The 9,482-nt window shown below is 68.6% G+C and carries 8 protein-coding genes; all 8 read left to right on the top strand.

Features of this window, described 5'->3' with window-relative positions:
* Positions 1-155 precede the first annotated feature (155 nt).
* The 8 genes from ACIP79_RS31095 to rodA all read left to right on the top strand — a co-directional run bounded on the left by ACIP79_RS31095 (position 156) and on the right by rodA (position 9,427).
* Positions 156-1,685, top strand: coding sequence for a bifunctional folylpolyglutamate synthase/dihydrofolate synthase (locus tag ACIP79_RS31095; RefSeq protein ID WP_401228453.1), 1,530 nt, complete (start codon positions 156-158; stop codon positions 1,683-1,685).
* Positions 1,686-1,690: 5 nt separating this feature from the next.
* Positions 1,691-2,083 (top strand): DUF4233 domain-containing protein, encoded by a 393-nt coding sequence (locus ACIP79_RS31090; RefSeq protein WP_401228451.1) that lies wholly within the window; start codon positions 1,691-1,693, stop codon positions 2,081-2,083.
* A gap of 104 nt (positions 2,084-2,187) precedes the next feature.
* A complete protein-coding gene (gene ndk, locus ACIP79_RS31085; RefSeq protein WP_401228449.1) occupies positions 2,188-2,601 on the top strand; it encodes a nucleoside-diphosphate kinase in 414 nt (137 codons plus the stop codon).
* Positions 2,602-2,996: 395 nt separating this feature from the next.
* Positions 2,997-4,016, top strand: coding sequence for a rod shape-determining protein (locus ACIP79_RS31080; RefSeq protein ID WP_383684754.1), 1,020 nt, complete (start codon positions 2,997-2,999; stop codon positions 4,014-4,016).
* Between the two features lie 193 nt (positions 4,017-4,209).
* On the top strand, positions 4,210-5,148 hold the full coding sequence (gene mreC / locus ACIP79_RS31075) for a rod shape-determining protein MreC (RefSeq protein WP_401228447.1): 939 nt from the start codon (positions 4,210-4,212) through the stop codon (positions 5,146-5,148).
* A gap of 13 nt (positions 5,149-5,161) precedes the next feature.
* Positions 5,162-5,833 carry a rod shape-determining protein MreD gene (gene mreD, locus ACIP79_RS31070; protein ID WP_383684757.1) on the top strand — a complete coding sequence of 224 codons (672 nt, stop codon included), beginning with the start codon at positions 5,162-5,164 and terminating at the stop codon, positions 5,831-5,833.
* 86 nt (positions 5,834-5,919) lie between these two features.
* Positions 5,920-8,196, top strand: a complete 2,277-nt coding sequence (mrdA, locus tag ACIP79_RS31065) for a penicillin-binding protein 2 (RefSeq protein ID WP_401228445.1) — start codon at positions 5,920-5,922, stop codon at positions 8,194-8,196.
* A 31-nt stretch (positions 8,197-8,227) separates the two neighbouring features.
* On the top strand, positions 8,228-9,427 hold the full coding sequence (gene rodA, locus ACIP79_RS31060; protein WP_383684760.1) for a rod shape-determining protein RodA: 1,200 nt from the start codon (positions 8,228-8,230) through the stop codon (positions 9,425-9,427).
* Positions 9,428-9,482 lie beyond the last annotated feature (55 nt).

Here is a 9,482-nt window from a genome sequence, read left to right as displayed (position 1 = left end):
CCCGCTCCTCAAACGCCGGAGGGCTGAAATCCTTTTCAGCCCGTCCGGCGTTTGAGGACGAGCGCGAAGCGCGAAAGGGGGGTCTGGGGGCGCAGCCCCCAGGGACGGGAAGGGTAGGGGCGGCGGGGGCGAAATCCCCTCCGTAGACTGACCCCGTGAGCCAGCTCCCCCCGCACGACAGCAGCGAGTCCGAACCGCAGGATCCCCTCGGGCTCTTCGACGAGATCGTCGAGGCCGAGACCGGCCGCGACCCCGATCTCGCGGTGATCGAGGCCGGCAGCCGGACCCTCCGTACCCAGGGCGGCGGCGCCCCGGAGGCCGACGTACCCGGCAGGCCGGCCGACCCCGAGACCGACAAGGCGTTGCGCGAGGTGGAGGCGGACCTCGCCACCCGCTGGGGCGAGACGAAGCTGGAGCCGTCCGTCGACCGGATCGCCGCGCTGGTGGACCTGCTGGGCGAGCCGCAGCGGGCGTACCCCTCGATCCACATCACGGGGACGAACGGCAAGACGTCCACGGCGCGCATGATCGAGTCCCTGCTCGGCGCCTTCGACCTGCGCACCGGGCGGTACACCAGCCCGCACGTCCAGTCCGTCACCGAGCGGATCAGCCTCGACGGGGCGCCGATCTCCGCCGAGCGGTTCATCGAGACGTACAACGACATCAAGCCCTACGTCGAGATGGTCGACGGGCAGCAGGAGTTCCGGCTGTCGTTCTTCGAGGTGCTGACCGGCATGGCGTACGCGGCCTTCGCCGACGCGCCGGTCGACGTCGCCGTCGTCGAGGTCGGCATGGGCGGGAGCTGGGACGCCACCAACGTGATCGACGGGGACGTGGCGGTCGTCACCCCGATCGACCTGGACCACACCGACCGGCTCGGCGGCACGCCCGGCGAGATCGCCACCGAGAAGGCCGGCATCGTCAAGCAGGACGCGACGGTCATCATGGCGCAGCAGCCGGTGGACGCGGCGCAGGTGCTGCTGAAGAAGGCCGTCGAGGTGAGCGCGACGGTGGCCCGCGAAGGGCTGGAGTTCGGGGTGGTCGCGCGGCAGGTCGCCGTCGGCGGCCAGATGGTCACGCTGCGCGGGCTCGGCGGTGAGTACGAGGAGATCTTCCTGCCGCTGCACGGCGCCTACCAGGCGCACAACGCGGCGGTGGCGCTCGCGGCCGTCGAGGCGTTCTTCGGCGTCGGCGCCGGTCACACCCAGCGGCTCGACATCGACAACGTCCGCAAGGCCTTCGCCTCGGTGACCTCGCCGGGCCGCATGGAGGTCGTACGCCGCTCACCCACCGTCGTACTGGACGCCGCGCACAACCCGGCGGGCGCACGGGCGACCGCCGACGCCGTCAGCGAGGCGTTCGACTTCAGCCGGCTGGTCGGGGTGGTCGGCGCGAGCGGCGAGAAGGACGTACGAGGGGTTCTGGAGGCCTTCGAGCCGATCCTCGCCGAAGTGGTGATCACGCAGAACTCCAGTCACCGTGCGATGGACGCGGACGAACTGGCCGGGATCGCGGTCGAGGTCTTCGGCGACGAACGGGTGCAGGTCGAGCCGCGGCTCGACGACGCGCTGGAGGCCGCGATCACGCTGGCCGAGGAAGAGGGCGAGTACGCCGGTGCCGGCGTGCTGGTCACCGGGTCCGTGATCACGGTCGGCGAGGCCCGACTGCTGCTGGGGAGGGGCTGAACGCTGTGCGCACGCTCTGTGCTTCGACTCTGATCGGTGAGTTCTTCGTCATCGGGTTCGCCGGTCTGGTCGCGATGAAGGACGCCGACCTGGAGGCCTCCACGGTGTGGACGGTCTGCGGGATCCTGATGGCCGTGAGCATCCTGCTCTGCGGTGTGATCACCCGCCCGGGGGGCCTCCAGCTCGGCTGGGTCCTCCAGGTCGCGCTGATCGCCAGCGGCTTCTTCGTGCCGTCGATGTTCATCCTGGGAGTGATCTTCGCGGCCCTGTGGTGGGCGTCGATCCACTACGGGCGGAAGATCGACGAGGCCAAGGCCCGGTTCGCCGCGCAGGCGGAGGCGCGGGACCAGGACGGGGCGGCCCCGGCGGGTGCGCCGGCGGAGGGCGACCCGGCGTAGCTTCGGCCGCGTGCCCCCGTACCACCTGACGCTGCGTGACACCTACGCGGACACGCCCTGTAATCTCGGTTCCCCGCATACCATGTGATCGAAGGAGCCATCAAGTGAGCCAGCGCACCCTCGTCCTTCTCAAGCCCGACGCCGTCCGTCGTGGTCTGACCGGCGAGATCATCAGCCGTATCGAGCGCAAGGCGGGCTGGCGGATCACCGCGCTGGAGCAGCGGACGCTGGACCAGGACACGCTGGAGCAGCACTACGGCGAGCACAAGGGCAAGCCCTTCTACGAGCCGCTGGTGGAGTTCATGGCGTCGGGTCCCGTCGTGGCGCTCGTCGTCGAGGGTGAGCGGGTCATCGAGGGTGTGCGCGCGCTGGCCGGTCCCACCGACCCGATCGCCGCGGCCCCCGGCTCCATCCGCGGCGACTTCGGTGTGATCGTCCGGGAGAACCTGATCCACGCCTCCGACTCCGAGGAGTCCGCCGAGCGCGAGCTGAAGCTCTTCTTCCCCGGCCGCGGCTGAGGCTGAGCGAGCGCCGTCGCGTGACCGCCAGGACGTGACCGCCAGGACGTGGCCGCCGGGACACGACCGCGGCGGCGCGGAAGCCGAGGGTAAGTATTTTGAGAATCTTTCTGAGGGAGTGTCAGCTCCACTCGGGTGTCTGACCAGGGGCGGCCGTGGATTTACGGCCGTCCCGTGGCATATGCGTGCCGATCGGGGGAACGCGTCCCTCCGATGGCCCGTCTCCAGGGGCGGGGCGACGTCTCATCTGCTGACAATGGCGAAGACCCTCGCGCAGTGTTCGTGCAGGCGCGTCTACGATGGAAGCCTTCACGTCACTGCACCCAACCTCGCCGTCCTAAAAAGCCGTCAAAGCTCCACTTGGGAAGGCCAGACGAATCCTGATGGGGAACTCAATGTCGTTCATCGGCCGTGACATGGCTGTCGACCTCGGGACCGCCAACACGCTGGTGTACGTCAGGGGTCGCGGGATCGTACTCAACGAGCCGTCCGTCGTCGCGATCAACACCAACACCGGTGGCATTCTCGCGGTCGGCGCGGAAGCGAAGAAGATGATCGGGCGGACCCCCGGCAACATCGTTGCCGTGCGCCCGCTGCGGGACGGCGTCATCGCCGACTTCGAGATCACCGAGCGCATGCTCCGCTACTTCATCCTGAAGATCCACAAGCGGCGCTACCTCGCCCGCCCCCGTGTCGTCGTCTGTGTGCCCTCGGGCATCACGGGCGTCGAGCGCCGTGCCGTCATCGAGGCGTCGTCCCAGGCCGGGGCGCGCCAGGTGCACATCATCGAGGAGCCCATGGCCGCGGCCATCGGTTCCGGCCTGCCGGTCCACGAGGCCACGGGCAACATGGTGGTGGACATCGGCGGCGGCACCACGGAGGTCGCGGTCATCTCGCTCGGCGGCATCGTCACCGCCCAGTCCATCCGCGTCGCGGGCGACGAGCTGGACAACGCGATCATCCAGCACATCAAGAAGGAGTACTCGCTCCTCCTCGGTGAGCGGACTGCCGAACAGATCAAGATCACGATCGGTTCGGCGTACGACCTCGACAACGACGAACACACCGAAATCCGCGGCCGGGACCTGGTGTCCGGGCTGCCCAAGACCGTCGTCATCTCCGCGGCCGAGGTGCGCAAGGCCATCGAAGAACCGGTCAACTCGATCATCGACGCGGTGAAGACGACCCTCGACAAGTGCCCGCCGGAGCTCTCCGGTGACGTGATGGACCGCGGAATCGTTCTGACCGGCGGCGGAGCCCTGCTGCGCGGCCTCGACGAACGACTGCGCCGCGAGACGGGCATGCCGATCCACATCGCCGAGGACCCGCTGGACAGCGTGGCGCTCGGCGCGGGCAAGTGCGTCGAGGAGTTCGAGGCGCTCCAGCAGGTGCTGGACGCCCAGCCCCGCAGATGAGGTAACTCTTCGATTCCGCCGTACGAGATGAACCCCTCTCGTACGGCGGATCGTTGATATTCAGGCATAAGCTCCCCCATAACAGCCTCAACACCCCTGGCATTTCTGCTCGGGGTGCGCCCCTGTTGACGCACCCCGGCCCATCCGGACCCATTCCTGAACATTCCGACGAAGGAAGGCACGGCCGCCGCACGTGAGGGACACACGAGAGAGCCGGCTGCTCCTGGTGCTGCTGATCGCCATCGCGTTCGCCTTGATCACGGTGGACATCCGAGGTGGCGAGGATTCACCGGTCGACGGCGCCCGGCAGGGCGCCGCGACGGTCTTCGGCCCGATCGAGAACGGGGTGGCGTCCGCGGTCGACCCCGTCGGCAACGCGATCGCGGCGGTCCGCGACTCCGACGACCGGCACGACCGCATCACCCGGCTCGAACAGGACAACGCCGCGCTGAAGGCGAAGCTCGGCAGCGACGACCGCAACACCAGCCGCCTCAAGCAGCTCGACACGATGCTCAAGTCGGCCGGCGCCGGTCAGTACGGCATCAAGGGCGCCGAGGTCATCGCCATAGGAGCGGCCCAGGGCTTCTCCTGGACCGTGACGATCGACGTCGGCTCCAACGACGGCATCACCCGCGACATGACCGTCCTCAACGGAGACGGACTCGTCGGGCGCGTCACCACGGTCGGCTCGAACACCGCCACTGTGCTGCTCGCCAACGACCCCGACTTCACCGTCGGCACGCGCATGGAGGCCACCGACGAACTCGGCTTCGCCTCCGGCCAGGGCGACCAGCCCTTCCGCGTCGAGCTGTTGAACGGCAAGGCGAAGATCAACAAGGGCGACCGTCTCGTCACCTTCGGCTCGCAGGCCGACAAGCCGTTCGTGCCCGGTGTCCCCGTCGGTGTCGTCTCCCGCGTCGACCCGTCCGGCGGCGACCTGACCCGCACCATCTACGTCAAGCCGTTCGTCTCGTTCACGAAGCTCGACATCGTCGGTGTCGTCGTCGAGGCACCCCGCGAGGACCCGCGTGACGCCGTGCTGCCGCCGAAACCCAAGCCAACGCCCACGCCGACGGTGACCGTGACGGTCACCCCCTCGGCGAACGTGCCCGTCGACGGCCAGCTGCAGTAGGAGCCCACTCCCCATGCGTTTCAACCGGATGCTGCTCTCCGCCACCCTGGTGGTCGTCGCCCTCGTGATCCAGGTGAGCGTCCTCGCCCGGCTCCACCTCCCCGGCGCAGTCCCCGACCTGCTGCTGCTGACCGTGCTCGCCCTCGCCATGGTCTACGGCCATGTCAGCGGCGCCCTCATCGGCTTCGGCGCCGGCCTCCTCGCCGACCTCGCCCCGCCCGCCGACCACGCCGCCGGGCGCTACGCCCTCGTGCTGTGCGTCATCGGCTACCTCGCCGGGCTGGTCAAACCCGAGAACGGCCAGCTCAAGTCCGCGACGGGACCGATGGCCGTGGTCGTCGCCGCCGCGGTCGGCTCCACCCTGCTGTACGCCGGTGTCGGCGCCCTCGTCGGCGACACCGCCGCCCGTCATGTGGGCCTGGCCGGTCTGCTGTTCTCCGCCGCCCTCTACGACCTGCTGCTCGCGCCGTTCGTGGTCCCGGGGCTGATGGCCCTGGCCCGGCGCGCCGACAACGATCCGCTCGCCGAGACCAACTCCGGTGCCAAGACGGCCGACGTCTCCGCCGGCTGGCTGTCGTCCGGCACGGGTCTGCGCATCGGCAGCCAGCGCGGCGGACTGAGAGTGAAGGCCGCCAAGGCGCGGGTCGCCAGGGCGGGACGCATCAAGGGGGTCAAGCGGCTTTGAAAGCGCACCAGTTGGTGACCTGGTCACACAGGTTCACCGTGTACTCGTATGACTCGTACGCACACTGAGAGGGGGAGGCAGCAGCAGTGACCAACATCCCCGAGACCGGTCGGACCCCACGGGTCCAGATCCGACTCGTCGTCATCCAGATTCTCGTACTGTCCCTCCTCGGCACCCTCGGCGGACGCCTCTGGTACCTCCAGATCCGCAACGGCGACGAGTACGCCAAGGAAGCCTCCGGCAACCACGTCCAGCAGGTCGTCAGTCCCGCCGTACGCGGCTCGATCCTCGACGCCCGCGGGGTGCCGATCGCCGACAACGAGACCCGGCTCGTGGTCTCCGCCTCGCGCACCGACCTGCTGAAGATGAAGGACGACGGCAAGGCGGTCCTCACCAAGCTCGCCGCCGTCCTCGCCCTCAAGCCCCAGGACGTGATGGAGAAGGTCCGCCTCTGCGACGCCAAGACGCCGCAGCCCTGCTGGAACGGCTCGCCCTACCAGCCGATCCCCATCACCGACGAGGCCACCCCCAAGCAGGCACTCCAGATCCGCGAGCGCTCCGAGGACTTCCCCGGCATCACCGCCGAACCCGAGGCCGTACGCCGCTACGCCGCACCTGGCGGCGCCAACACCGCACAGGTGCTCGGCTACCTCTCGCCCGTCACCGACGCCGAGATCACCAAGGCCGAGGACTCCGACTCGCCGTATCTGCGCTCCGACCAGGTGGGCCGCTCCGGTCTTGAACGCCAGTACGACCAGGCGCTGCGCGGCAAGGCCGGCGTCACCCGCTACGAGGTCGACAACCTCGGCCGGGTCATCGGCCAGGCCGAGAGCGATCCGGCCCAGCCCGGCTCGAACGTCGTCACCAGCGTCGACGCCCGCGTGCAGCGGGTCGCCGAGTACCAGCTCAACGAGGCGATGAAAGACGCCCGTGACGTGTTCGACAAGAACACCGGCGAGAACTACAAGGCGGACTCCGGGGCCGTCGTGGTGATGGAGGCCAAGACCGGCCGCGTCGTCGCCATGGCGTCCAACCCGACGTACGACCCGAACGCCTGGGTCGGCGGCATCTCCGGCAAGGACTACACCCAGCTCACCGGCAAGAGCTCCAACTACCCGCTGCTCAACCGCGCGATCCAGGGCCAGTCGGCCCCCGGCTCGATCTTCAAGGTCGTCCCCACGGCCGCCGCCATAAACGCGGGCTACTCCTTCAACGGCCCCTACGAGTGCTCCAGTTCGTACTCCATCGGCGGCCAGACCTTCAAGAACTTCGAGTCCAAGGGCTACGGACCGATCAGCCTCGGCCAGGCCCTGGAGGTCTCCTGCGACACCGTCTTCTACCGCCTCTCGCACGAGGAGTGGAAGAAGGACGGCGGCATCGACCCCAAGGGCAAGCCGAACGACTGGTTCTACAAGACCGCCCACCAGTTCGGCCTCGGCGCCGAGACCGGCATCGACCTCCCGAACGAGGTCACCGGGCGCATCCCCGACCGCCAGTGGAAGGCCAGCTACTGGAAGGCCAACAAGGACGCCTGGTGCAAGTACGGCAAGAAGGGCGGCACGTACGCCCAGCAGATCGCGTACGAGAACTGCCTCGAAGGCAACAAGATGCGCGCCGGTGACTCCGTCAACTACTCCATCGGCCAGGGCGACACCCTCGTCACCCCGATCCAGATGGCCGCGATCTACGGAGCCATCTCCAACGGCGGCACCCTCTACGAGCCCACCGTCGGCAAGGCGATCGTCAGCGCCGACGGCAAGACCGTCGAGGCGATCAAGCCGAAGGCCAACGGCAAGCTGCCGATGACGTCGAAGACGCGCGACGAGATAGACGAAGCCCTCGCGGGAGTCGCGACCCGCGGTACGGCCGCCTGGCGATTCGGCGGTTGGCCGCAGGACAAGATCCCGATGCACGCCAAGACGGGTACGGCCGAGGTCTACGGCAAGCAGACGACCTCGTGGTTCGCCACGTACACCAAGGACTACACGGTCATCATGACCATCTCCCAGGGTGGTACGGGTTCCGGCGCCTCGGGCCCCGCCGTGCGCAACATCTACAACGCGCTCTACGGCGTCTCCGAGGACGGCAAGATCGACAGCAGGAAGGCGCTGCTGCCCACCCCGCAGAAGAGCCTGCCGAAGATCCAGTCCGACGGTTCGATCGACGCCCCGAAGATCGAGAAGTACGACCCGAAGAAGGAACAGGCCAGCGAGACCGAGGCGCTCGGCGGGATCGATGGACAGCTCCCGGGGGCGACGACCTCCTCACCGGCCGCCGAGAACCGGAACACGCGAAGGCGCAGGGCCCGCGGCCGAAGGTGCGGCGGGCGCGGGACCACCGGGACCCGGAGGGCGCTGACATGACCCTCGCCCCGAACAAGACGCGGAGACTCGCATGACCGGCGCGAACAACTTCTCCGTCTCCGGGTACGGACCCGAACGCGGCAGCCTCTCCCGGCTGTTCGCCCGAGACTCGCTGGCCCGGCGGCTCGACTGGCCGATACTGCTGTCGGCCCTCGCGCTGTCGGTCATCGGCTCGGCCCTCGTCTACTCGGCGACCCGCAACCGCACCGAGATCAATCAGGGCGACCCGTACTACTTCCTGATCCGGCACCTCATGAACACCGGCATCGGCTTCGGCCTGATGGTCGGCACGGTCTGGCTCGGCCACCGCACCCTGCGCACGGCCGTCCCGATCCTCTACGGCCTCTCCGTGGCCCTGATCCTCGCGGTGCTCACCCCGCTCGGCGCCACCGTCAACGGCGCCCACGCGTGGATCGTGCTCGGCGGCGGCTTCTCGCTCCAGCCCTCCGAGTTCGTGAAGATCACGATCATCCTGGGCATGGCGATGCTCCTCGCGGCCCGGGTCGACGCGGGCGACAAGCCCTACCCCGACCACCGCACGGTCCTCCAGGCACTGGGCCTGGCCGCCGTCCCGATGATGATCGTCATGCTGATGCCCGACCTCGGGTCCGTCATGGTCATGGTCATCATCGTGCTGGGCGTGCTGCTCGCCTCCGGCGCCTCCAACCGCTGGGTGTTCGGACTGCTCGGCACGGGCGCCCTCGGCGCGATCGCGGTCTGGCAGCTCAAGATCCTCGACGAGTACCAGATCAACCGCTTCGCCGCCTTCGCCAACCCCGAGCTCGACCCGGCCGGCGTCGGCTACAACACCAACCAGGCGCGTATCGCGATCGGTTCGGGCGGCCTCTTCGGCACCGGGCTCGGCAAGGGCTCGCAGACCACCGGCCAGTTCGTCCCCGAACAGCAGACGGACTTCGTCTTCACCGTCGCCGGTGAGGAACTCGGCTTCGTCGGAGCCGGGCTGATCCTGCTCCTGATCGGCGTCATCCTGTGGCGCGCCTGCCGCATCGCCCGCGAGACGACCGAGCTGTACGGCACGATCGTCGCCGCGGGCATCATCGCCTGGTTCGCCTTCCAGTCCTTCGAGAACATCGGCATGACGCTCGGCATCATGCCGGTGGCGGGGCTGCCACTGCCGTTCGTGTCGTACGGCGGTTCGTCGATGTTCGCGGTGTGGGTGGCCGTGGGGCTGTTGCAGTCGATCAGGGTGCAGCGGCCGATGTCCGCGTAGGTGGATCCCTGGTGTCGCCTCACGAAACGTGAGGCGACCCACAGAACAACGACAA

The organism is Streptomyces sp. NPDC088747, assembly GCF_044751025.1.
Taxonomy (GTDB): domain Bacteria; phylum Actinomycetota; class Actinomycetes; order Streptomycetales; family Streptomycetaceae; genus Streptomyces.
Note: the sequence above shows the minus strand (reverse complement) of the source record. Positions and strands in the feature narration are given on the sequence as shown.

What these genes read in the sequence shown, in the direction of transcription:
- ACIP79_RS31080 (WP_383684754.1), top strand. Translation starts at nt 2,997, where the DNA reads ATGTCGTTCATCGGCCGTGACATGGCTGTCGACCTCGGGACCGCCAAC.
- mreD (WP_383684757.1), top strand. Translation starts at nt 5,162, where the DNA reads ATGCGTTTCAACCGGATGCTGCTCTCCGCCACCCTGGTGGTCGTCGCC.
- rodA (WP_383684760.1), top strand. Translation starts at nt 8,228, where the DNA reads ATGACCGGCGCGAACAACTTCTCCGTCTCCGGGTACGGACCCGAACGC.